General features: G+C 54.8%; 17 protein-coding genes. 2 read left to right on the top strand and 15 right to left on the bottom strand.

Annotation, left to right across the window (positions count from 1 at the left end):
* Nucleotides 1-28: 28 nt before the first annotated feature.
* The 8 genes from J9880_RS17555 to chaB all read right to left on the bottom strand — a co-directional run bounded on the left by J9880_RS17555 (nt 29) and on the right by chaB (nt 9,173).
* Entirely contained in the window at nt 29-706 is a 678-nt protein-coding gene (locus J9880_RS17555; RefSeq protein WP_095922197.1) for an ABC transporter ATP-binding protein, read from the bottom strand.
* The gene (locus J9880_RS17550; protein WP_095922198.1) at nt 699-1,568 is read right to left on the bottom strand and encodes an ABC transporter ATP-binding protein; all 870 of its coding nucleotides are present in this window, start codon (nt 1,566-1,568) and stop codon (nt 699-701) included. The genes J9880_RS17555 and J9880_RS17550 overlap by 8 nt, the downstream gene beginning before the upstream one ends.
* Nucleotides 1,558-2,436, bottom strand: a complete 879-nt coding sequence (locus tag J9880_RS17545; protein WP_095922199.1) for an ABC transporter permease — start codon at nt 2,434-2,436, stop codon at nt 1,558-1,560. Before J9880_RS17545 ends, J9880_RS17550 begins: the two co-directional genes overlap by 11 nt.
* A gap of 5 nt (nt 2,437-2,441) precedes the next feature.
* Nucleotides 2,442-3,494, bottom strand: coding sequence for an ABC transporter permease (locus J9880_RS17540; RefSeq protein WP_131694378.1), 1,053 nt, complete (start codon nt 3,492-3,494; stop codon nt 2,442-2,444).
* Nucleotides 3,494-5,062, bottom strand: a complete 1,569-nt coding sequence (locus tag J9880_RS17535) for an ABC transporter substrate-binding protein (protein WP_119824980.1) — start codon at nt 5,060-5,062, stop codon at nt 3,494-3,496. The genes J9880_RS17540 and J9880_RS17535 overlap by 1 nt, the downstream gene beginning before the upstream one ends.
* Before the next feature lie 333 nt (nt 5,063-5,395).
* Complete coding sequence (locus tag J9880_RS17530) at nt 5,396-7,633, bottom strand: TonB-dependent receptor (RefSeq protein ID WP_232769670.1); 2,238 nt, start codon at nt 7,631-7,633, stop codon at nt 5,396-5,398.
* A gap of 265 nt (nt 7,634-7,898) precedes the next feature.
* Entirely contained in the window at nt 7,899-8,588 is a 690-nt protein-coding gene (locus tag J9880_RS17525) for a gamma-glutamylcyclotransferase (protein WP_095922203.1), read from the bottom strand.
* Nucleotides 8,589-8,939: 351 nt separating this feature from the next.
* Nucleotides 8,940-9,173: a putative cation transport regulator ChaB gene (gene chaB / locus J9880_RS17520; protein ID WP_095922204.1), complete on the bottom strand. Its 234-nt coding sequence runs from the start codon at nt 9,171-9,173 to the stop codon at nt 8,940-8,942.
* Between the two features lie 471 nt (nt 9,174-9,644).
* On the opposite strand from chaB, the gene chaA reads away from it, so the two are divergent.
* Entirely contained in the window at nt 9,645-10,745 is a 1,101-nt protein-coding gene (chaA, locus tag J9880_RS17515; RefSeq protein ID WP_095922205.1) for a sodium-potassium/proton antiporter ChaA, read from the top strand.
* Between the two features lie 77 nt (nt 10,746-10,822).
* Here the strand turns inward: chaA and phoH are convergent, their stop codons facing one another.
* The 7 genes from phoH to putP all read right to left on the bottom strand — a co-directional run bounded on the left by phoH (nt 10,823) and on the right by putP (nt 18,792).
* Nucleotides 10,823-11,611: a phosphate starvation-inducible protein PhoH gene (gene phoH, locus J9880_RS17510; RefSeq protein WP_095922206.1), complete on the bottom strand. Its 789-nt coding sequence runs from the start codon at nt 11,609-11,611 to the stop codon at nt 10,823-10,825.
* Nucleotides 11,612-11,671: 60 nt separating this feature from the next.
* The gene (locus tag J9880_RS17505; RefSeq protein ID WP_119824984.1) at nt 11,672-12,088 is read right to left on the bottom strand and encodes a hypothetical protein; all 417 of its coding nucleotides are present in this window, start codon (nt 12,086-12,088) and stop codon (nt 11,672-11,674) included.
* 183 nt (nt 12,089-12,271) lie between these two features.
* Nucleotides 12,272-13,417 carry an N-acetylmuramoyl-L-alanine amidase gene (locus J9880_RS17500; protein ID WP_232769669.1) on the bottom strand — a complete coding sequence of 382 codons (1,146 nt, stop codon included), beginning with the start codon at nt 13,415-13,417 and terminating at the stop codon, nt 12,272-12,274.
* 167 nt (nt 13,418-13,584) lie between these two features.
* A complete protein-coding gene (gene efeB / locus J9880_RS17495; RefSeq protein WP_095922209.1) occupies nt 13,585-14,880 on the bottom strand; it encodes an iron uptake transporter deferrochelatase/peroxidase subunit in 1,296 nt (431 codons plus the stop codon).
* Nucleotides 14,881-15,036: 156 nt separating this feature from the next.
* Entirely contained in the window at nt 15,037-16,164 is a 1,128-nt protein-coding gene (gene efeO, locus J9880_RS17490) for an iron uptake system protein EfeO (protein WP_133823879.1), read from the bottom strand.
* Nucleotides 16,165-16,208: 44 nt separating this feature from the next.
* On the bottom strand, nt 16,209-17,060 hold the full coding sequence (gene efeU / locus J9880_RS17485; protein WP_095922211.1) for an iron uptake transporter permease EfeU: 852 nt from the start codon (nt 17,058-17,060) through the stop codon (nt 16,209-16,211).
* A 247-nt stretch (nt 17,061-17,307) separates the two neighbouring features.
* Nucleotides 17,308-18,792, bottom strand: a complete 1,485-nt coding sequence (gene putP, locus J9880_RS17480; protein ID WP_095922212.1) for a sodium/proline symporter PutP — start codon at nt 18,790-18,792, stop codon at nt 17,308-17,310.
* A 515-nt stretch (nt 18,793-19,307) separates the two neighbouring features.
* On the opposite strand from putP, the gene putA reads away from it, so the two are divergent.
* A complete protein-coding gene (putA, locus tag J9880_RS17475; RefSeq protein ID WP_119824990.1) occupies nt 19,308-23,282 on the top strand; it encodes a trifunctional transcriptional regulator/proline dehydrogenase/L-glutamate gamma-semialdehyde dehydrogenase in 3,975 nt (1,324 codons plus the stop codon).
* The last annotated feature ends 83 nt before the right edge of the window (nt 23,283-23,365 follow it).

Raw genomic sequence — 23,365 nt, 5'->3', positions numbered from 1 at the left:
TTTTCCGGCTCCCTCCCCTGCGAAGGAGCTAAGTCAGCACGTAACCCTTCGCCATATGCACGGCACGATCACACATATGATCGATCACATCGGCATCGTGACTGACCAGTATCATGGTCAGGTCGCTGCTGGCTTTCAGGTCGTTGAGAAGATTGAGAATTTCCGCCTGTACGGACATGTCGAGGGCCGACGTCGGCTCATCGAGCAACAGCAGTTTCGGTTTGAGCAATAACGCGCGGACAATCGCCACGCGCTGACGCTGTCCGCCGGAAAGCTGATGTGGATAGCGGTTCATCAGCGCCGGATCCAGCCCGACCTGACGGAACCCCTCTGCAATCTTCTGTTCGATGTCCTGCTCTTTGAGGATTTTCAGCGGCTCTGCCAGCGTGCGCACCAGCTTGTGTTTCGGATGCAGCGAGGCATACGGATCCTGAAAAACCATCTGCACATCGCGGCGCAGGCTGCCGGTAAAAGGCTTGCCGGGTTTCACCTGATGGTCGAGCAGTGTCAGGCTGCCGTCCCAGTGACCGTTCAGACCCGCCAGCACCCACAGCAGGGACGATTTTCCGCAACCGGACGGCCCGACCAGACCGAAGCATTCGCCTTTGTTGATGGTCAGATTGACGTTGTGCACCACCGTGCGGGTTTCATAGCCCTGACGGTGCGACACACTCAGTTGGTGCAGTTCAGCGACAATGTCACTCATGGCGCGGCTCCTGTGTTAAAGAGGCCAGCAGCGCGCGATCCAGCACCGGCAGACGTTCACCGTGGGTAAATTTACTCGGACGGCACGACCACAGCGTGTGGGTGTACGGATGTGTGGCGTTCGCCAGCTGATCGGCCGGCAGTTCATCCAGCAGTTCGCCTTTGTACATCACCAGCACCCGCTCGCAATAATGTGCGACCTGTTGCAGGTCATGGCTGATCAGGATCAACCCCATATTGCGCTGCTCAACCAAACGCTCAATCAGCCCCAGTACCTGTTCGCGCATGTCGAAATCCAGCGCGGAAGTCGGTTCGTCGGCAATCAGCCATTGCGGATCATTAATCAGCGCAATCGCCAGCATCACGCGCTGCCCCATGCCGCCGGAAAGCTGGTGCGGATATTGCTGTTGCAGGAAAGCCGGATTCGGCAGGCCGACCGCATTCAGCATGTCGGTCACCTTTTCCTGACGCTCTTTGCGGCCAAGACGGGTGTGCAGACGCAGCGGCTCTTCCACCTGTTTGCCGATTTTTTGCGTCGGATTGAGCGCGTGTTTCGGATCCTGCATCACCATTGATACGCGGTTACCGCGCAGCTGGCTCCATTCGCGCTCTTTAAGCCGGGTCAGATCGTGATCGCCGAGTGTGAGCTGCGAAGCACGCAGTTTGCACGGATGCGGCAGCAAGCCCATCAGCGCACGGGCGGTCAGGGATTTTCCGGAACCGGATTCACCGACCAGCGCCACGCGTTCCTGCCCGACGCTGAAGGAGAGGGATTTCACCAGCTCCAGCGGACGCTCGCCCGGCAGATAAATGGTCAGATCGTCTGCGACCAGTTTGTCGTGATGTGAAAAGTCAGTTGCCATGTCGTGGATCCATTTTGTCACGCAGGCCATCGCCCAGCAGGTTGAAAGCCAGGCTGGCGAAAAGGATCGCCCCGCCCGGTGCAGCGGCGACCCACCACTGATCGAAAATAACTTTGCTGCCTTCGGCAACCATCGAGCCCCATTCGGCGGTCGGTGGCTGGATCCCCATACCGAGGAAGCCGAGACCGGCAGAAGCCAGAATGATGCCACCGAGGCTGAGTGCCGCACGCACCACGGCGCTCGGCAGACACAACGGCAGAATATGGCCGAACATCAGACGCAATCCGCCAATGCCCTGCATCCGTGCCGCAGCCAGATAATCACTGCGGCGCAGCGCCAGCGTTTCCGCCCTCGCCTGTCGCGCAAACGGCGGCCAGCTGGTGAAAGCCAGCGCCAGTGCGCCGTTCATCAGGCCGGGGCCGAGAATAGCCACCAGCGCCAGCGCCATCACCAGACTCGGCAACGACATCACAATATCGGTCAGACGCATCACAATGCGCTCGTACCAGCCACCAATGTAACCGGCGCTGATGCCAATCAGCAGGCCAACCGGAATGGTCAGCACCAGGATCAGCGAGACCAGCAGCAGCGTCGGGCGCGCACCGTACACCACGCGCGAAAGCAAATCACGGCCAAAACCGTCAGTGCCCAGCCAGTGGGTGTCGGACGGCGGCAACAGACGCAGTTCGATATGCTGGATGTTCGGATCGAAAGGCGCCAGCCACGGCGCGAGCAGCGCGGTCAGCACCAGAATGGCGACCAGCACCAGCCCGACAGAAAACGCGGTGATGCGCCGGGTCGGTTTCCAGACGGAGGTTTCGGCTTCCGCTTCCACCTGCGTCGGTTGTTCAGGGATCATTTGTGTCATAAAAACTACCGGGTTCGCGGATCGAGCAGGTAAGTAAGGGCGTCAGCCAGCGCATTAAGCAGCACAAAACAGGTGCCGATCAGCAGCGTAGCGCCAAGAATTGCCGGGGTATCCGCGGCGAACAGCGCAGTGGTCAGGTAACGTCCGACGCCCGGCCAGGCAAAGACGGTTTCCGTCAGTACCGCGCCTTCCAGCAGGCTGGCGTAGGAAAGCGTCAGCACGGTGATCAATGTGCCGAGCACATTCGGGAACACGTGGCACAGCAATACCCGCACCCTGCCCGCGCCTTTGGAGCGCGCCAGAATCACATATTCTTTGTTCATTTCGCCGAGCATGGATGCCCGCAGCAGGCGCGTGATGCCCGCCATCGACAGCATCGCCAGCACCGTCACCGGCAGCCATAAATGGCTGATGGCGTTGTAGAACATCTCGCGGTCACCGGACAGCCAGGTATCAATCAGCACAAAACCGGTGCGCGGCGTCATGGTGTACATATACAGGTCGTCAAGCCGCCCCGGCCCGCCCGCCCAGTGCAGCACGGCGTAAAACAACAACAGGCCGAGCAGACTCAGCCAGAAAATCGGCACGGAGTAGCCGAGCAGCGACACCAGCCGCGCGATGTTATCCAGCCAGCTTCCCGGTTTCCACACCGCCAGCAATGCCAGCAGGATGCCGAGCGACCCGCCAAGCAGGATCGCACAGGTTGCCAGTTCGACCGTCGCCGGGAAGGTGCGCATTAAGTCACTGGCGACCGGCTGCGCGGTGATACGCGAGATCCCCATATCGCCGTGCGCCAGATGATCCAGATAACGGGCGAACTGCACGGGCACCGACTGATCCAGCCCTAAATCGCGACGCACCTGCGCATAGGTGGCTTCACTGGCGTGATCGCCCGCCACCTGAAGTGTCGGGTCAATCGGTGCGAGATGGGAAAGTGTAAAGGTGAACGCCAGCAGACCGAGCAATGTCAGCGCCAGCGAAATCACGCCGGTCAGCAAACGGCCTGACCAGCGCCAACCCTGCCGGACGAATCCGGCGGGCGTTGAACTGTCTGTCATTACTTGGTGACCTTGCTGTAGAAGACCATGTCAGGGTTGATGCCCTGCACGTAACCTTTGATGTTGTCGCGAACGGCAATCAGGCTTTTCGCTTGCAGGCCGATCACGAACGGCGAGTTTTTCTGCACTTCCAGTTGCAGCTGACGGTAATCCGCCACGCGTTTAGCCTGATCCGGCTCAGCAATCGCGGCCAGTGTCAGTTTGTTGAGCGCCGGAATGGACCAGTTAGCACGCCATGCCAGCGTTTTGCTGCCGTCTTCCGGGTTGAAGGCAAACGCCGAGGCGTTGGTGTTCGGATCAAAGTAATCCGGGCCCCATGAAGACATGTAAGCATCGTATTCATGCGCCTTCACTTTGGTGGAAATCTGCGAGCTTAAACCCGGATCCAGTTTCACGGTCACGCCGCCCTGCGCGAAGCTGGCCTGCAATGCCTGCGCGATGTCCAGATACGGCGGCTGGTTAGCCGTGGACAGCGTGAAGCTAACGTTGGTCAGTCCGGCTTTCGCCAGAATCGCTTTAGCCTTGGCCGGATCGTAGGTGTAAGGCGTGTCATTCAGCGCGCCGAGGTAACCTTCAGGCAGGAAAGCCTGATGCACCTGGAACTGATTTTTCATCAGGTCGTGCGCGATGTGGTTGTAATCAAACAGGTAACGCGCGGCTTCCCAGAAGGCCGGATTTCCCAGCGCCGGAGAGGCTTTGGCGTTGAACTGCATGAAGTACAGGGACGCATACGGCACCGCCAGCGGTTTCACACCTTTCTTGCCTTCGAGCGCCGCCATCTGGTCGGAACCGAGGTTACGCGCCATGTCAGCATCGCCCTGCTCGATCAGCAAACGGCGTGCCGCAGGATCCGGTACGTTTTTGATCAGAATGGTTTTCAGTTTCGGTGCGCCTTCCGGTGAGGTCGGATTGGCGGACAGGATCACCACTTCATGGGGAATGTAGTTACGGATCTGGTACGGACCGGAACCGGCAGAATGGTTGCTCAGCCACTGATGCCCCAAATCGTCAGCGGTGGCGTTAGCTTTCACCAGTTTGCTGTCGACAATTGAGGATACCGGCGCAGACAGCAGGCTCAGCACGAATGACGGGCTGACATCGGCGGTCCAGCTGATTTTCACATGCTGATCATCGACTTTGGTCAGGAAGGTATCGACGTTTTTATCGGTCCAGCCCAGCTGCGTCAGAATGAAGGAAGGCTCAAGATTCAGCTTCACCACGCGCGACAGTGAGAAAATCACGTCATCGGCGGTCAGCGGATTGCCGCTGGCAAAGGTGGCTTTCGGCGACAGCGCAAACGTCAGGCTGCGGTTATCTTTACCCGCTTCCCAGGAGGCGGCCAGTGTCGGTTTTAAATCGATCGGATTATTCGGGTCAGACTGCACCAGACGCTGATAAATGTTATTGAAAGCCTGAACAGTGGTCAGTTCGAAGCCCTGCGCCGGGTCAAAACTGGAGGTGTCATCGATGGATTGCGCGATAACCAGGGTATCCGGCGGCGTGGCAGCCTGCACAGAGAAAGTAGCCGCAATAGCCGTGAACAGGACGGACGGTAATAAAGCTTTCATCAAGACAGACTCTCCAGGGTAGCGAAATTGCTATTCAAGTTAGCCCACATAATTCGAGTTGCAGTAACGCGGCAAACGAAGGGATCCCGATGAGCTTACATGAGTAAGTGATTCGGGTGACTGAGCGCAGCCAACGCATCTGCGGCTCGAAGTATGTCGGGTGAGTGAGTGTAAAGTTTCTTCAACCTACCAGAAAGTCTGATAAATACTATCGTTATGCAAATTTTGCATAACGTTATCTGATTGGTTATTAAAGCGTCGGAATGCGGGCTGGCGGGGAATTGTTACTGTACAAATGTGAACGCCTCCCCGGTGATGAGGAGGCGTAAATCATCAGAAATCGTAGGTGGCGGAAAGTTTAAATTCACGCGGATCGCCCTGAGTCAGATATCCCCCGGTGGCCGATGCCCAGTATTTCTCGTTGGTGACGTTTTCCAGATTTGCACGCCAGGTCAGGGTGTTCTGCCCTACCGGCATCGCGTAGCGCAGACCGAGATCCAGACGTGTCCAGCCGTCCACTTTCAGCTTGTTCGCTTCGTCAGCATACTGCGAGCCGGAGCGGATCACTTTACCGGTGGCGGTGACACCGCTGCCACCGGGAATATCCCATTCGCCGCCCACTACCCACTGGTAATCCGGCACGCCAACGGCGTCGTTGCCGTCATAGGCTCCGCCCTGCGTTTTGGTCATTTCCGGGTTCATCCAGGTGATGCTGCTGTTAAGGCGCACGCCGGTGACCGGTTCGCCGAAGACATTCAGCTCGATCCCGCGGTTACGCACTTCGCCATAGTTACCGTAGGTATAACCGTCGCCCGTGGCGCGGTACATGCCGATCGGCTTTTTGATCTCATACAGCGCCAGTGAACCGGCAACGCGACCGAAATCCGCTTTCACACCCACTTCGTTTTGTTTGGAGGTTTCGATGCCGGTGACCTGTCCGCCGTTACTGACCACCAGACCGTTGTAAGTCGTACCGGCCGTTTCACCTGCCTGCAACGCTTCAATGTGGTTGGCGTAGAAGGAGTAGTGTTCCCATGGTTTCACCACCAGACCAAACGCCGGAGTGACTTTCATTTCGTCGAACGAGGTGTTTTCAGAGCCGTCGTAGTTGTAGTTTTTGACCACGACATTCTGACGACGCAGACCGGCGATAAATTGCAGACGGTCGTCGAGCACGGACATGGTGTCGGAAAGTGAAACGCCATAGCTACGGGTACGGTTGCGCACCGCAGGATCGCTCATATCGCCGCCGCTGTAGAGATTGGTCAGCGGTTCATCCACATGAGAAGGATCGTAAATATTGGTATTAATGGAAGCCGCGGTCATGGTGTACGCGGTTTTGTATTTACGGTAAAGCGTCGACATGCCGAGGTTGACACTGTGGTTAACAAAACCGGTATCAAATTTGCCGCGTACGCCCGCCTGAGAGGAGAAGCTGTCCGCAAAATAAGGCACGGTCATGCGGCTCATTGTGGCGTTACCGTCGTTATCCTGCAGGGTCGGCGAGCTGTATTTACCAAATTCATGCGTATGGTTAGCACCGGCGGCGGCATATACCGTCCAGTTGTCGGCCACATCGTATTCGCCTTTCAGCATGCCGAACTCGTTTTCCATATCGGTCGATGCGTATTTCTGTCCGTAGTTGCCGGTCGCAGAAGGCACATCAGGAATTTTGCTCGCGTTACCCAGATACACCACCGGACGGCCACCGTGCACCGTCGTTTTGCTCATCCCGAAATCCAGAGATGAACGGAAGCGATCGCCACGGTAGTCAAGGCCGATGGATCCCAGCGTCAGGCGGCGCTTTTCATCATCAATCGCCGTTTCACCTTCGCGGTGAACAGCATTGACGCGCACGCCCCACTGGTTGTTGTCACCAAAACGACGCCCCACATCCACCGCGCCGCCGACCTGCGAAGAAGAGGTGTAATCCACGCTCACGCGGTTAATCGGGGTATCGGTGGCACGTTTTGGCTCGATATTGACGTTGCCGCCCACGCCGGTGCCGCCTGGCGGTACACCGTTGAGGAAGGCGCTTGAACCTTTCAGTAATTCAACACGATCAGCAAATTCGGTCGGTAACAGCTGACGCGGCAGCACACCGTACAATCCGCCGTAAGAGATATCGTCGCCGGACAGCTCAAAGCCTCGCACCACGAACGTTTCTGAATAGTTGCCGTAGCCGTAACCGGTCTGCACCGAGGCGTCATTATTCAGCACGTCGCCCAGCGTACGGGTTTGCTGATCCTGCATCAGTTTGTCGGTGAAGCTCACGACGCTGAACGGCACATTCATCGCGTCCTGTTCACCGAGGATCCCCAGACGTCCGCCGTTGGCGATTTGTCCGTCCAGATACGCCGGAACCGTGTCGTTGCCGCCAGATTTAAAAGTCTGTGGCGCGGCTTCAATGGTGATGGTGTCGCCGGTTTTAGCAGTGGACGCGGTGGTTTGTGGTGTGGGGGTTGCCGCGATGGCCGGTAACGCTAACCCGCTCAGCGCGGCAGAAATCACCACCGGCAAGACTTTACGGGCAAAGGCTGGAGTGTGAAGGATTTCACTTTTGGTGCGCATGGTAATTCCCTGAAAAAGTTCAATCGTGAATGGTAATAATTATCATAACGATTCGAATTATGCTGATTGACAGAGCAAATGCAATCAACTTTTCAGGGATAACGTCAGGGTAAACAGGATGTTAATGCGGATATTTTATAAGGATTAGGAATTTTATTATTGGAAGGGATTCTAATTAATTGAATTCAGAGAAATATCACGCGGGAGGATGAATCAGCAGGCTGGGCGCCAGTGACGCTCAGCCTGAAATAGCGGTTCAGATTTTTTAACTCAGGCCCGGCACATCAAAGCCCGGAGAGACGGAAAGCAGCATTCTCACCTGCTTCACCAGCTCACTCATGCAGTCGTCACGCATGCCGTAGCTGTTCAGCTCTTTTTCCAGCGCAAACAGGTACTGCGCGTTGGTGCCAAGCGGGCCGCTGGCCTGCGCAATCAGAGGCGCAATGACCTGATAATCGGTATCCGCCTCATACTGCGGATGGGACGCATCCATGATAAATACCAGCGCCGTGACTTTGCGGCCATCATCAAGATCCAGTTCGCACCAGGTCGGCCGGTAACAGCCGGTCAGCATTTCGCGCTTCCACAGCAGTTCGAGTTCTTCGAGGAGTTTGTCTTCCGGCAGGCGGAATGCCAGCCCGGTGGTCTGTCCGCCATCGCGCAGCGCCAGCATACGCCCCGGTTGCGCGTGGGTACCGCGCCCGGACGTCAGACGTAAACAGAAAGCACGGTGATAACCATGAAGCGTGGCGGGACGCGCCTCTTCAGAATCAAAAACCGGGTTCCACATCAGTGAACCGTAACCAAAAATCCACACCGGACTGTTATCCGGGCGACGCGCCAGCGTACAACCTAATGAAGCCGCGCGTTGTTCAGGGGTCAGTAGCATCGATTCATCAATGCTGCCGAATGCTGTTTTGCAATCTGCGTTACGCAGGAAATCTCGAGTTAACATTCATTCCCCCTTCGGTACGACGTACTTTTGAACATGCCATGCTGTTAACGCTGTGCTCTCCGTTATCGTGGGTCGTGGTTTTGAGATATATCGGACAATTTTCGCCTCTGCTTGAGGGGGCGCGCAGGTTTATTAAGAAATTTAGTATCACCCTGCTTGCTGAAACCTTATTCGTTTCTTTCGTTGCAATCAAGGTTGAGAGGGATCACAAAACGAAAATAAAGTGATTATTTTATGAACATTGTATGAATGTTGAGATTTTGAGGGGGGATAAGACAAAAAACAGGAAACCAAAGCGTGCGGCGTGAGAAAGATCGGCAGGCCGGCATTTCCCCTCACCTGCCGTCAACATCAGGATTTTTTAGGATGCCACTTGTCATCATCCCCTTTTTTGTACCCATGCTTCACCGCCGCCCAGGCCACTTTGTGGGCGGTTTCTTCACGGGAACTGTCACCCTGACGGTCTTTGGATTTCGCGTATTCATCCCACGCACTGTTGAACGCTTCCTTATAGATGTCCTGCGCATGAGCGGGCAGCACATTGCGGACGGAATCAGGCAACGCTGAGCGATTCTGATAAGGCATAGTGATCTCCTTTTTCATGACGTTCATGATCGTTACATTCTTTATGTGCTGAGTCTGAGCACAACATTAAGTCTAGCTGCTACCCTCAGAGGATCCTGCCAGATTATTCTTGTTATCAGGTACCTGAACGCCCTTTTTTGCCCTGAGATTGTGCGGGTATAGGGAGTATTTACATAAATTGACGCATAGACGCCATAAACTCATCATGAATGATCAGTGCATTGTTTTTAAATGAATTATTTTCTTAACATGAAAAATTAGCGCACCACTTATCATGGTTTAAAGCAAATTATGTATCGTTAAATGATGGCTATGTGACGATTTTGTTCCTAACCATGATTTTATTCTGTTAATAGATTAATTTATCTACTATACTTAACGGGTTAGACTTTTATGCTGCTATGCATTTTGCGGACAACTGACAGACAGGCGGTTGTTATTACGTGAGCGTTTATAAGGAGAATAATCATCATGGTGTCTTCACAGGAACATCCAAAAATCAAAACCCGCCATCAGGAATATTCCCTGATTTTTCCCATTGCAGCACTTATCGTTCTCGTCCTCTGGGGCAACAGCAGTAATTTTGGCGCTGTTGTCGGCATCAATTTAATCGCGCTGGTCGGTATCCTCGCCAGCGCGTTCAGCGTAGTCCGTCATGCAGACGTACTGGCACACCGTTTGGGCGAACCCTACGGGTCACTTATTCTCAGCCTTTCCGTGGTAATCCTCGAAGTCAGCCTGATTTCCGCCCTGATGGCGACGGGTGATGCCGCACCGGCGCTGATGCGTGACACGTTATTTTCGATCATTATGATTGTGACGGCCGGTCTGGTAGGCGTCGCCCTGCTGCTTGGCGGGCGCAAATTTGCGACGCAGTATGTCAATCTCGGCGGCATCAAACAGTATCTGATGGCGATTTTCCCGCTGGCGGTGATCGTGCTGGTACTGCCTGCCGCATTGCCTGCCGGCAATTTCTCGACGACGCAGGCGCTGTTTGTCGCAATGATTTCAGCTGCCATGTACGGCGTATTCCTGCTGATCCAGACCAAAACCCATCAGAGCCTGTTTATCTACGAGCATGAAGATGAAGGCGAAGAAGACGGCCACGGTAAGCCCTCGTCCAAAAGCAATCTGACACATACCTTGTGGCTGATCGTCCACCTGGTGCTGGTGATCGCGGTGACCAAGTTCAACGCCAATCCGCTGGAAAGCCTGCTGACGGAACTGAACGCGCCTGCACAATTCACCGGCTTCCTGGTCGCGTTACTTATTCTTTCACCGGAAGGTCTGGGCGCCCTGAAAGCAGTACTGAAGAATCAGGTACAGCGTGCGATGAATTTATTCTTCGGCTCCGTGCTGGCGACTATTTCACTGACCGTTCCGGCCGTGACCGTGATCGCCACCCTGACCGGTCAGAACCTGATTTTCAGCCTGGATCCGGCAAACATTGTGGTGATGCTCGCGGTACTGATTTTGTGTCAGATTTCGTTCTCGACCGGCCGTACCAATGTACTGAACGGGACTGCGCATCTGGCGTTGTTCTGCGCGTATATGATGTTAATTATGTTGTAACGCCCTCGCCTTCCCCGTGAGGGGCACAAACAATAAAGGCCGCTCATTTGAGCGGCCTTTTGCATTGTGATGACGGTTTATGAATACGCGTTCAACGTTCTCTGGCACAGCTCGGAACGGACGCAATCCTGCTTATCAAACTTAATGATGCCGACCATCTCGTCTTCTTCGAAGCGGGAAAGTGCATCGCTGAGCCCCGATACTACGCCGCGTGGTAAATCGCACTGGGTAATATCACCGTTAACAATGACCGTCACATTTTCACCGAGACGGGTCAGGAACATTTTCATCTGGCTGGCCGTGACGTTCTGGGCTTCGTCCAGAATCACCACCGCATTTTCGAAAGTGCGTCCGCGCATATAGGCGAATGGCGCAATTTCAACTTTCCCTATTTCCGGTCGTAAGCAATATTGCAGGAATGATGAACCCAGACGACGTAATAAAATGTCGTAGACCGGTCGGAAATAAGGCGCGAACTTCTCAGAAATATCACCGGGCAGGAAACCGAGATCTTCATCGGCTTGCAATACCGGGCGTGTCACAATAATTCTGTCGATTTCTTTGTGAATTAATGCCTCTGCCGCTTTCGCAGCGCTGATAAATGTTTTGCCGCAGCCTGCTTCGCCGGTAGCAAAAATTAACTGCTTATTCTCTATGGCTGATAAGTAATGACCTTGAGCTTCAGTACGCGCTTCGATGACGGACGTATCGCGACTGTCGCGAGCCATGCCGATCGATTCCAAACCGCCCATCTGTACTAATGACGTCACAGATTCTTCCTCGCGCTGGCGGTGACTGCGTGAATCATTACGAATAACACGTTTTGCTTCACGACGAGCTTTGATCACTGCTTTCTGTCTTCCCATAGTGGCACCTTACAGTTTGATTCACTTAACGCTAAGGCATAATGCCCGCACGGTTATGTTTCACTCACAAATGAGGTTTTGGTCTCCTTTTAGACCAAGTGAAGCCAATGAATAACGTGAAGAGGAAAAGAAACCAAAAAGATTAACCGGTAATTTTTTGGCTGTTTTCTGTTCACGAGGAGGCATTGCCAATATCGTCAATAATGACAAACCGCTGACCCATATAATGAAATTTCCAGAATAAAAGCCAATGATATTCACATCATTTTCATAAACATTTAAGGGGTCAGTTAAAGAACAGGGTAGAGGTTGCGTGGATGAGAAATGTTGTAAAAAGCGGCAGGGAAATGCTGAAAGTAAAAGTGGATATAACAGAGAGTCGGAGGCCTTATCCTCGTTTGCATTTAAGCGACAACAACGAGTAAATGCGTGAAGCATGTTATTTTCTGTCAACAGCCCAAACAAGGACTTTACCATTCGCGCTCCCCGCAGTGTTATTAACGGCACCTGCCGTACACCTCGTGAAAACTACCGCTTATAAATGTCAGTATAATGACAGCTGAAACATTTGCGTTACCAAAATGTAAAAAAGTTTGTAGCCGTCGTCAACAGGATCGTGAAGATCTTTTTCAGATCCTCTTAAATCGCGCTGAATTTCTCTCAGCTCAGCAGATTGTTTTTCTTTTCATTGATGAAGTAACTGTTAATCCCATCCGCCAGCGCGCGTGCCATTTTCTCCTGAAAAACAGGCTCGCCCAGCAATTTTTCTTCCTGCTTATTGGTAATAAACGACGTCTCCACCAGCACCGACGGGATGCGTGGCGATTTCAGCACCGCGAAACCGGCCTGCTCCGGATGGGGGCTGTGCATGTGATGCACCCTGATAATATTGGCGGCCAGATGGCGGCCAAAATCCAGACTGCGGTGAATGGTTTCGTGCTGGTCGAGATCAAACAGCGTTTCTTTAAGGTATTGATCATCAGTCTTAAAATCGTTGTCGTACAGCACATCGACACTGTTTTCACTTTGCGATAAATAGCGTGCCATCGCACTGCCCGCGCCGTGTTCTGACAGCGCAAACACTGACGCGCCGGAGACCTGATCATTGGTAAACCCGTCCGCATGTATCGAGATAAACAGATCAGCTTCATGCTGATGCGCCAGACTGACACGGTGATACAACGGGATAAATACGTCATCCTGCCGCGTCAGTACCGCATGAATGCCGTGTTGCTCGTCAAGCAAGGTTTGCAGCCTTTTGGCGATATGCAGCACCACATGTTTTTCATAAGTGCCTTCATTGCCGATCGCCCCCGGATCCTTACCGCCGTGGCCGGGATCGATCATCACCAGCAGCGGTTTCTCCGCCCGCGGTGTGGTGGTCGTGACGGGCAGCACCTGCGCGGCATTCGCTTCGCGTATCGCCACGTTCAGCACGCCGTTTTCCGTACTGCGCGTAATCTCAGGTTTACCGTCCACCTGCAATACAATGCGCGCCACGTCCGGGCTGAAGTGAGCAATCCTCCCCTCCTTTACCCATGAAAATTTCTGCCGGACCACGGTCAGCGCATGTTCCAGTTCCGGTGGAAATGACACCATCGGCATATCAATCACCACCCGTTCCGGCGCACTGAGCATAAACACCCGGCAACGTTTATCGCCCGCCGGTAGCGCGAGACGGATCTGGCTTGCGTCCGACGTCATGGTGATGCGCACGGCTTTTTGCGCCGCATACAGGCGCGGTGCCGTCAGGGAAAGTCCGATGCCGAAAATCAGTAATTTTCTGCGGGATTGATTGATGCTCATAACAGTCTCAGGCAGGCAAGATGATAAATCAGGACGACGATTTATCATCATGACATTGCTGAGGTTTTTTGGAATGAAGCGGAGTATTAACAGAAAGTGAATTGCGTAACCAGGCGTAAAAAGGATGTCTGGTGTCAGGTTCCCCCTTCGCAGGGGGAGGCGCAGTATCAGGCTTCGATCAAAGATTGTCCGAGATAATGATTTTCGTCTTTATTCCCCGGCAGCGTGAAGAAAAAACCGCCGCCGTTGGGACGGATATACTCTTCCAGAGCTTCGCCGTTCAGGCGTTTCTGCACGGTCAGGAAGCCTTTCTCCAGATCATGCTGATAGCAGACAAAAATCAGTCCCATTTCCAGTTGCCCGGCATTGGTCACACCCAGCGAATAGCTGTAGCCACGGCGCATCATCAGGCTGTCTTCGGTCTCTTTGGTACGCGGGTTCGCCAGCCGGATATGCGAGTCGAGGTGGATGACTTTACCTTCCGGATCTTTACTGTAATCCGGCACGTCGTGCTCTTTTTCCATCCCCAGCGGCGCGCCGGTAGCCTTGTCGCGCCCGAAGATCGATTGCTGCTCCTGCAACGGCGTACGGTCCCAGGATTCCACCCTGAACGGGATCAGACGGGTGACCTGATAACTGCCGCCGAGCGTCCAGGCCGGTTCGCCCTGACCGTCTGTCACCCAGATGGCTTTATCCATCAGCGGCTTATCTTTGGCATCCGGATTGGCGGTACCGTCTTTGAAGCCCAGCAGATTGATCGGCGTTTCTTTGCCCTGACTGCGGGCGGCATGGGAGGAAATAAAGCCGTCACGACGCCAGCGCACGCTGAGTAAATCCGGCGTGTACTTGATGATGTCACGCAGCGCATGCACCACGGTATCGCTGTTGTTGGCGCAGATCTGCAGGGACAGATCGCCGTGACACAGTTTGGCATCGAGGGAGTCATTCGGGAAACGCGTCATGCGCTGTAATTTCAGCGGCTTATGTGGCGCTAAGCCGAAACGTTCATCGAACAGCGAATCCCCCACAGACAGCGTCATGGTCAGGTTATCCGGGTAGATTTCAGCGCCCATTACGCCGGAATCCATCGGCGGGAATTTCGGATCCATTGACGGCGCGGTGCCGCCTTTCGTGAGAAAAACAAACCGGCTGTCGAGCAGGCGGAACAGGCGTTCCAGCTCGGCTTTGCTGGTCGCCAGCACGTCGAAAGAAACCAGCATCATGGACGCCTGCTGCGGCGTTAAAATGCCTGCCTGATGTTCGCCGTAATAAGGCTGTTTGCCCCAGCGTTCATCGGGGGACACCGTGCCCGGCGTGTACTCTTTTTTTGCTCCGGGTGTTTTCTCAGCCTGCACCGTGGTGGCGCCGCCCAGGGCAAATGCCCCGCCTAACAATCCCACGCCTTTCAACAAGCTGCGGCGGGAAGAGGAAACGTCATCCTGATTATTGTTTTTGTGACTCATTGCTATGCCTCGGTGTGACGCTCCTCCCCCTGCGAAGGGGGAGGCCGGGAGGGGGTATTAATGGCAAAACAGGGGGTTATGCACACTTTGGCCACTGAATTTTACTTTAATACCCCACCCCAACCCTCCCCTTCGCAGGGGAGGGAGCTTAAGATATTAATCCAGACCTAAAACACCGCGCAGTTTAGCCAGATCTTCTGCCAGCGTGGTGATTGGCCCTTTCATTGCGTTACGGTCTGCATCGGACAGTTTTTCGTAATTCTCGTAACCGTCTTTGGTTTTGTATTTATCCAGCAGCGCATCGACGGTTTTAAAGTTGGCGTCGATTTTATCCAGCAGCGGTTTGTCGGCCTTTTCCAGCAACGGACGCAGCAGGTTAACGATTTTCTGTGCGCCATCAAGGTTGGCACGGAAATCCCACAGGTCGGTGCGGCTGTAACGGTCTTCTTCACCGCTGATTTTGCTGGCCGCCACTTCTTCGATAAGCCCTGCTGCGCCGCCAACCACTTTGCTCGGCGGGAAAGTCAGGTCAGTGATGCGTTTTTGCAGATCAACCGTGTCGGTATACAGCTTGTCAGCAAACGGTCCGGCGCCTTTAGTGGTTTTATCCGCGAAGAGGATTTTCTCCAGACGGTGGAAACCGGTGAAGTTAGGATCTTCGGCTTTTTTCTCGAAATCATCTTCACGGGCATCGATGCTGCCGTCCAGATCAGAGAACAGTTCGGCAATCGGTTCGATGCGCTCGTAGTAAACACGGGTTGAGGCATACAGCGCCTGAGCTTTCGCCAGATCGCCCTGCTTCACCGCGTCGGTAAAGGCTTTGGTGTGGGCAACCAGTTCAGCCACCTGCTGCGTGACATACACTTTGTATTCCGCAATCGGGCCGACCAGCGCCATGGCGTCAGGCTTACCGGAGGCTTGCGCGCCTTCTGCCGTCACGGTCAGTTTACCTTTTGGATTGCTCAGCAGGCCGCAGGTCATGTCGTATTCGCCCGGCTCAAGGTTAGCCGTCATTTTCTGCGTGAAGCCCGGCGCCACGTTTTCACGTTCTTCCACCACCATCACGCCTTTCAGAATTTCCCATTCCAGGTTTTTCTGGCTGTTGTTATGGATAACAAACTGAGTTTTACCGGCGGGTACGGTCAGCGCCATCGGTTCACATTGTTTGTCGTTAACGGCAATTTTAACCTGACGAACATCGGCAGCCAGCACGTGGGTGCTCAGCGCAAAGGCCGGCAGGGACAACAGTGCGATCTGTAAAGCTTTACGGCGAAAATGTGGCATGTACAACTCCGTGGCTAACGCAAAGTGATGAAAAGTTTATGAAATCAACGTGGTGTTTTTTGCCCGGCAGAGGCCGGAGCGGCGACAGGATTTTTGCCCTGTGGCATAAAGAACAGAAACAGCGCAGGGATCAGATACAGGAAATACACGGCGACTTCACTGACCGTCGGCGCTTCCTGATAGCCAAACATGCCTTCCAGCAAGGTGCCAAATAATGAGTGCGTGGATAACGTGCCGCTGAGATCAAAGGCGATGTCCTGCATCTGATTCCACAAACCGGCTTCGTGGAAAGCCCGGATCGCGCCAGCGGCCAGACCGGCGGCGACAAACAAAATAAACAGGCTGGTCCATTTGAAGAATTTCGCCAGATGCAGTTTCACGCCGCCGTAATAAATCAGGAAGCCGAGCACAATGGCGGCAGCCAGTCCCAGCAGCGCGCCGATCGGTGCTTCGATACCCACATCCTGCTGGAATGCGGCGAGCAGGAAAAACACCGATTCCAGCCCTTCACGCGCGACGGCAAAAAACACCATGGCGACCAGCGCCCAGCCCTGCCCGCGGCCGGAATTCAGCGCATTATCAATCGCGCCTTCCAGATGCACTTTGATGGAGCGCGACACTTTGCGCATCCAGAACACCATATACGTCAGAATGCACACGGCGACCACGGCCACGATGCCTTCGAACAGCTCCTGCTGTTTTTGCGGAAACTCGCCGGTGGTGGCATTGATAAAAAGACCGAGCGCCAGACAAAGTGCGGCGGCGATGAAAACGCCAATCCAGACCACACCGAGCCACTGCCCGCGTTGCGTCCGTTTGAGATAGCTGGCAATCAGGCTGACGATCAGTGCAGCTTCCAGCCCTTCGCGAAACATAATGAGAAACGGAACGAACATGTTGGAACTCCCGGCCCCTAATTCTGGCGAATCACAGAATCTGTAAGCTCTCTGTAAAGAAAAGTAAAAAGAAACGATAGTGATTATCATTCTTAGAAAAAGAAATACAAGAGGGAACAGATCGATTTTTGAAGGGCTGATGGCAAATGCGCAGGAAAAATCAGGATAGAAGTGTTCTCTGAAACAAAATGCTGAAAACCGGGGTCAGGACGACCCCGATCTTCGTCACCTCAAAACTGAGGAGTGGCTAAATAGTATTATATTCCGCTTCGGCTGCCGTGAAGCGTTCTTCCACTGCGGCGGAAGGCTGACGGCCCATCAGGCTGACAATCCAGATCGCCAGTGAGGCGAAGATAAAGCCGGGGATGATTTCGTAGAGATCAAACCAGGCGAAATTCTTCCAGACAATCACCGTCACTGCGCCGACCAGCATGCCTGCCAGCGCGCCGTTACGCGTCATGCGTTTCCACATGACGGAAATCAGGATCACCGGCCCGAATGCCGCACCGAAACCGGCCCAGGCATAGCTGACCAGACCGAGTACGCGGTTTTCCGGGTTCGCCGCCAACGCAATGGCCACCAGAGCGACCACCAGTACCATCAGACGACCAATCCACACCAGCTCGCGCTGGCTGGCGCCTTTGCGCAGGAAGGCTTTATACAAATCTTCCGTAATGGCGCTTGAACATACCAGCAGCTGACAGCTCAGGGTGCTCATCACCGCCGCCAGAATCGCCGACAGCAAGATACCGGCAATCCACGGGTTGAACAGAATTTTTGCCAGCTCGATGAACACACGCTCACCGTTTTGCGTCACGTTGCCCGCTTCACCCGGATTATTGCTGAAGTAAGCAATACCGAAGAAACCGACCGCAATGGTGCCCGCCAGACACAAAATCATCCAGGTCATGCTGATACGGCGTGCGCTGCGGATGGTGTGATGGGAGTCGGCCGCCATGAAACGCGCCAGAATATGTGGCTGGCCGAAGTAGCCCAGTCCCCAGCCCAGCAGTGACAGAATCGCCACCAGATTCATGCCTTTGAACATGTCCGTGTATTCAGGGTTTTTCGCGTGGATCACCATCATCGAGGTATCAATACCGCCGACCGCGAGAATAACGATCACCGGCGTCAGGATCAGCGCGAAAATCATCAGGGTTGCCTGCACGGTGTCGGTCCAGCTGACCGCCAGAAAACCGCCGATGAAGGTATAGATGATGGTTGCCGCCGCGCCTGCCCACAGCGCCGTCTGGTAAGTCATGCCGAAGGTGCTTTCAAACAGACGGGCACCGGCCACAATGCCGGAAGCACAATAAATGGTGAAAAATACCAAAATTACAATCGCCGAAATAATGCGCAGCATTTTGCTGGAATCTTCAAAGCGGTGGGTAAAGTAATCCGGCAAAGTCAGCGCGTTGTTGTTGGCTTCGGTGTGCACACGTAACCGCCCCGCCACCAGTTTCCAGTTCAGGTATGCGCCGATGGTCAGGCCGATGGCGATCCAGCTTTCAGAAATCCCGGAAAGGAAAATCGCCCCCGGTAAACCCATCAGCAACCAGCCGCTCATGTCAGAGGCACCGGCTGAAAGTGCCGTCACCACACTGCCTAAACTGCGTCCACCCAGAATATAATCATCAAAGTTTTTGGTTCGTAAATACGCGATGAGACCAATCAAAATCATCCCGAAAATATAAACACAAAACGTCACCAGCATCGGTGTGTTCATTGTCATTCCAGTCTCCACTTTCTTCTTATTTGCGATGTTGTCCGGCACCTGTCTGTCCTGACGCCTTGTTCCTGAGAAAAGCGTGCAAAATCATGCCGGGGCGAGATGATGGCTGAAACCCGCTAAGGTTGCAGCAAGACTCTCCATATTTTTTACGTCGTTACAGTCTTTGTGTGGTTTTTATTCAAAATTACTGTCGGGCCGGATACTGGTTTAGCCTCCTCCACTTTTCAAGGTTTTTAACATTTCAAATACACAAAATTCACCCTCCATCACAGTTATTCTGAATGCCGGTTGTACTTTGCAGTGACAAAGGTTGCACCCGATACCGCCTTTGAAATTTCACTTACCGTTCATGCAGGCAAGATCCATGCCGTTATTTTATTGTTAAAAATGCCAGACAAATCACAACAGGCATACTTCCTGCATTAACGGGGTTGCACAAGGTTGCAACATAGAAGATATTGCTCAGCATAAAGATAATGAATTCACCTGAACCTTTTCATATGGAGTGGTTGCGCATGGGTATGACAACGATGGGCGTGAAGCTGGACGAAGGCACACGCGACAGGCTTAAAGAAGCGGCACATAAGATTGACCGTACGCCGCACTGGCTGATCAAGCAGGCGATTTTTTCCTATCTGGAACGTCTGGAAAATGGCGACGCGTTACCTGAGATCCCGGCGCTGAACGGCGCGGCGTCTGAGGGTGCCGATGAGTTGACCGCCCATGCGGTTCAGGACGTCCATCAGCCGTTCCTTGATTTCGCCGAGCAGATCCAGCCGCAGTCCGTCAGCCGTTCCGCCATCACCGCCGCCTATCGTCGCCCTGAGCCTGAAGCGGTGTCCATGCTGCTTGAACAGGCCCGTTTACCAGCACCGCTCAACGAGGCTGCGCTGAAACTGGCGGCAGATATCGCCACGAAGCTGAGGAACCAAAAGAGTGCAAACGGACGCGCCGGCATGGTGCAAAGTCTGTTGCAGGAGTTCTCGCTGTCTTCTCAGGAAGGCGTGGCGCTGATGTGTCTGGCCGAAGCGTTGCTGCGTATTCCCGACAAACCTACGCGCGATGCCTTAATCCGCGACAAAATCAGCAACGGTAACTGGCACTCGCACCTCGGGCGCAGTCCGTCTCTGTTTGTCAACGCCGCCACCTGGGGCCTGCTGTTCACCGGTAAACTGGTGGCCACCCATAACGAAGCCAGCCTGTCGAAATCCCTGAACCGCATTATCGGGAAAAGCGGTGAGCCGCTGATCCGCAAAGGCGTAGACATGGCGATGCGCCTGATGGGCGAACAGTTCGTGACCGGTGAAACCATCGCCGAAGCGCTGGCGAATGCGCGCAAACATGAAGAAAAAGGCTTCCGCTATTCCTACGATATGCTGGGCGAAGCGGCACTGACCGAAAAAGATGCGCAGGCCTATTTGCAGTCTTACCAGCAGGCGATCAATGCCATCGGTAAAGCTTCCAACGGTCGCGGCATTTATGAAGGCCCCGGAATTTCCATCAAACTTTCTGCCCTGCATCCGCGCTACAGCCGTGCGCAATACGAACGTGTGATGGAAGAGTTGTATCCGCGCCTGCTGTCGCTGACCTTGCTGGCGCGCAGCTACGATATCGGCATTAACATTGACGCCGAAGAAGCAGACCGTCTGGAAATCTCCCTCGATTTGCTGGAAAAACTGTGTTTCGAGCCGGAACTGGCGGGCTGGAACGGCATCGGTTTCGTGATTCAGGCGTATCAGAAACGCTGCCCGATGGTGATTGATTACCTGACGAATCTGGCGCAACGCAGCCGCCGCCGCCTGATGATCCGTCTGGTGAAAGGGGCGTACTGGGACAGCGAAATCAAGCGCGCGCAAATGGACGGACTGGAAGATTATCCGGTCTACACCCGCAAGGTGTACACCGACGTGTCCTATCTGGCGTGCGCCCGTAAACTGCTGGCGGTGCCGAACCTGATTTATCCGCAGTTCGCCACCCATAACGCCCACACCGTGGCGGCGATTTATCAGCTGGCGGGTAACAACTATTATCCGGGACAGTATGAGTTCCAGTGCCTGCACGGGATGGGTGAACCGCTGTACGAACAGGTCGTGGGGAAAATTTCCGACGGCAAACTGAACCGTCCCTGCCGTATTTATGCCCCGGTCGGCACGCACGAAACGCTGCTGGCGTATCTGGTGCGCCGCCTGCTGGAAAACGGCGCGAACACGTCCTTCGTCAACCGTATCGCCGATGCCACCTTGCCGATTGACGAACTGGTTGCCGATCCGGTGCTGGCCGTCGAGGCGCTGGCTGCCAGCGAAGGACAGGTCGGATTACCGCATCCGCGTATCGCCCTGCCGCGTAATTTGTATGGCGACAAACGGGTGAACTCTGCGGGTCTGGATATGTCCAGCGAACACCGTCTGGCTTCCCTGTCCAGCGCCCTGCTGCAAAGCGCCAGCCATCCGGTAAAAGCGCAGCCGATGATTGATGCGCAAACCGATGACGGCGAATTCCTGCCGGTGATCAATCCGTCGGAAAATACCGATATCGTCGGTTATGTGCGTGAAGCGACCGAAGCCGAAATCAGCCGTGCGCTGGATGCCTCCACTGCCGCAGGCGCGATCTGGTTTGCGACACCTCCCGAAGAACGCGCCGCCATCCTGCAACGCGCTGCAGAACTGATGGAAGCGCAGTTGCAAAACCTGCTCGGCGTGCTGGTGCGTGAGGCCGGAAAAACCTTTAATAACGCCATCGCCGAAGTGCGTGAAGCGGTGGATTTCCTGCATTACTACGCCGGTCAGATCCGCGAAGATTTCGCCAACGACACGCACCGTCCGCTGGGGCCGGTGGTGTGTATCAGCCCGTGGAACTTCCCGCTGGCGATCTTTACCGGTCAGATTGCTGCCGCACTGGCCGCCGGTAACAGCGTGCTGGCCAAACCGGCAGAACAGACGCCGCTGATCGCCGCATTAGCCGTCGGCATTCTGCATGAAGCGGGCGTACCGGCAGGCGTATTGCAGCTGTTGCCGGGTCAGGGTGAAACCGTCGGCTCGCAGCTGGTGAATGACGAACGTGTGCGCGGCGTGCTGTTTACCGGTTCAACCGATGTTGCGGGCATTCTGCAACGCAACATCGCCGGTCGTCTGGATCCGCAGGGGCGTCCGACGCCGTTGATCGCCGAAACCGGCGGCCTGAACGCCATGATTGTGGATTCCTCCGCGCTGACCGAACAGGTGGTGATGGATGTGGTGGCCTCGGCCTTTGACAGCGCCGGTCAGCGTTGCTCTGCCCTGCGCGTGTTGTGTATTCAGGACGACGTCGCCGACCACACCCTGCAAATGCTGCGCGGTGCGATGGCGGAATGCCGCATGGGTAATCCGGAGCGTTTGTGTACCGATATCGGGCCGGTGATCGACGCCGACGCCAAAGCCGGTATCGAAAAACACATCGATGCGATGCGCACTAAAGGCCGCACCGTGTATCAGGCCACGCAGGAATTCACTGCCGACCAGCAGGAATGGAACCGTGGCACCTTCGTGAAACCGACACTGATCGAGCTGGAAAGCTTTGATGAGATGAAGAAAGAAATCTTCGGCCCGGTGCTGCACGTGGTGCGCTATGCCCGTCAGGATCTGGATACGCTGATCGGTCAGATTAATGCCGCTGGTTATGGTCTGACGCTGGGTATTCATACCCGCATCGACGAAACCATCCATCGCGTCACCCAGCAGGCACACGTCGGCAATATGTACGTGAACCGCAATATGGTCGGCGCGGTGGTGGGTGTGCAACCGTTCGGCGGCGAAGGCTTATCAGGCACCGGTCCGAAAGCCGGCGGCCCGCTGTATCTGTATCGCCTGCTGAGCAGCCGTCCGCAGGACGCCGTGCAGCAAACCCTTTTGCGTCAGGACAGAGAGCTGCCGCTGGACGTGTCTGTCCGCGAAGCCTTACTGGCACCGCACCGCGCATTGCAGCAATGGGCCGCCGAACAAAAACATCGTGAGGAGTTAGTCGCAGTTTGCGAACGCTTTGCGCAGACCAGCCAGGGCGGCACGTTACGCACCCTGCCGGGGCCAACCGGTGAACGCAACACTTACGCGCTGTTACCGCGCGAACGTGTGCTGGCACTGGCCGATAATCAGGAAGATGCCCTGACTCAGCTCGCCGCCGTCACCGCCACCGGTTGCCGTATTCTGTGGCCGGAAGCGCCGTTGCAGCGTGATCTGTTCAACCTGTTACCCAAAGCGGTGCAGGCGCGGGTTGATTTCGCCAAAGACTGGCAGAACGATGCGCAGGTATTCGATGCAGTGATTTATCACGGTGATGCCGATCAGTTGCGCGAGCTTTGTCAGACCATCGCACAGCGACCGGGCGCCATTATTTCCGTACAGGGCTTTGCGCGCGGCGAGGATAACATCCTGCTGGAACGCCTGCTGCACGAACGTTCACTGAGTGTGAACACGGCTGCCGCAGGGGGGAATGCGAGTCTGATGACGATCGGGTAAAGGTGCTTTGCTCCTCCCCCTGCGAAGGGGGAGGTTGGGAGGGGGTTTTAAGGGCTGACACCCGGTAAAAGCATACTTCAACT

The organism is Rahnella victoriana (assembly GCF_021276285.1).
In the GTDB taxonomy this organism is placed as follows: domain Bacteria; phylum Pseudomonadota; class Gammaproteobacteria; order Enterobacterales; family Enterobacteriaceae; genus Rahnella; species Rahnella victoriana.
Note: the sequence above shows the minus strand (reverse complement) of the source record. Positions and strands in the feature narration are given on the sequence as shown.

Excerpts from the sequence above, each read along its gene's own strand:
- efeB (WP_095922209.1), bottom strand. The coding sequence starts at position 14,880 with ATGAGTCACAAAAACAATAATCAGGATGACGTTTCCTCTTCCCGCCGC.
- J9880_RS17550 (WP_095922198.1), bottom strand. The coding sequence starts at position 1,568 with ATGGCAACTGACTTTTCACATCACGACAAACTGGTCGCAGACGATCTG.
- J9880_RS17530 (WP_232769670.1), bottom strand. The coding sequence starts at position 7,633 with ATGCGCACCAAAAGTGAAATCCTTCACACTCCAGCCTTTGCCCGTAAA.
- phoH (WP_095922206.1), bottom strand. The coding sequence starts at position 11,611 with ATGGGAAGACAGAAAGCAGTGATCAAAGCTCGTCGTGAAGCAAAACGT.
- J9880_RS17545 (WP_095922199.1), bottom strand. The coding sequence starts at position 2,436 with ATGACACAAATGATCCCTGAACAACCGACGCAGGTGGAAGCGGAAGCC.
- chaB (WP_095922204.1), bottom strand. The coding sequence starts at position 9,173 with ATGCCTTATCAGAATCGCTCAGCGTTGCCTGATTCCGTCCGCAATGTG.
- J9880_RS17535 (WP_119824980.1), bottom strand. The coding sequence starts at position 5,062 with ATGAAAGCTTTATTACCGTCCGTCCTGTTCACGGCTATTGCGGCTACT.
- J9880_RS17540 (WP_131694378.1), bottom strand. The coding sequence starts at position 3,494 with ATGACAGACAGTTCAACGCCCGCCGGATTCGTCCGGCAGGGTTGGCGC.
- putA (WP_119824990.1), top strand. The coding sequence starts at position 19,308 with ATGGGTATGACAACGATGGGCGTGAAGCTGGACGAAGGCACACGCGAC.
- J9880_RS17555 (WP_095922197.1), bottom strand. The coding sequence starts at position 706 with ATGAGTGACATTGTCGCTGAACTGCACCAACTGAGTGTGTCGCACCGT.
- chaA (WP_095922205.1), top strand. The coding sequence starts at position 9,645 with ATGGTGTCTTCACAGGAACATCCAAAAATCAAAACCCGCCATCAGGAA.
- J9880_RS17500 (WP_232769669.1), bottom strand. The coding sequence starts at position 13,417 with ATGAGCATCAATCAATCCCGCAGAAAATTACTGATTTTCGGCATCGGA.
- J9880_RS17505 (WP_119824984.1), bottom strand. The coding sequence starts at position 12,088 with ATGGTAAAGTCCTTGTTTGGGCTGTTGACAGAAAATAACATGCTTCAC.
- efeU (WP_095922211.1), bottom strand. The coding sequence starts at position 17,060 with ATGTTCGTTCCGTTTCTCATTATGTTTCGCGAAGGGCTGGAAGCTGCA.
- efeO (WP_133823879.1), bottom strand. The coding sequence starts at position 16,164 with ATGCCACATTTTCGCCGTAAAGCTTTACAGATCGCACTGTTGTCCCTG.
- putP (WP_095922212.1), bottom strand. The coding sequence starts at position 18,792 with ATGACAATGAACACACCGATGCTGGTGACGTTTTGTGTTTATATTTTC.
- J9880_RS17525 (WP_095922203.1), bottom strand. The coding sequence starts at position 8,588 with ATGTTAACTCGAGATTTCCTGCGTAACGCAGATTGCAAAACAGCATTC.